We start from the raw sequence: 388 nt of genomic DNA on the forward strand, positions 1-388 counted from the left end.
AGGACATAAATTTGTACGCTATGCGGACGACTGTAATATCTATGTCAAAAGCAGGCGGGCAGGTGAACGGGTTCTGAAAAGCATCACCCAGTTCTTAGAAAAGAAACTCAAGGTCGAAGTGAATACAGAGAAGACACAAGTCGGCTCTCCCTTAAGTCTGAAGTTTCTGGGCTTTTCTCTGAGTGTGGGGCGCAATGGCGCCTATCCGCGCCCTCATCAAAAGGCCAAGCAAAGAATTAAACAAGAACTGAAAAGAATCACCAAGAGAAATCGAGGCGTCAGCCTTGATAAGATCTTGCAAGAAATCAAGCAGAAAATGCAGGGCTGGATCCAATATTACTCTAGCGGGAAGATGAAAATCTTTCTTCAACATCTAGATGAATGGTTG

At 44.3% G+C, this 388-nt stretch carries 1 protein-coding gene; it reads left to right on the top strand.

The window, feature by feature from the left end; translation table 11 throughout:
* Nucleotides 1-388: group II intron maturase-specific domain-containing protein (locus LFYK43_RS12330; protein WP_268227154.1), on the top strand; the 388-nt coding region annotated here is incomplete at both ends.

Origin of the sequence: Ligilactobacillus salitolerans (assembly GCF_003864415.1) — a bacterium.
GTDB lineage: Bacteria > Bacillota > Bacilli > Lactobacillales > Lactobacillaceae > Ligilactobacillus > Ligilactobacillus salitolerans.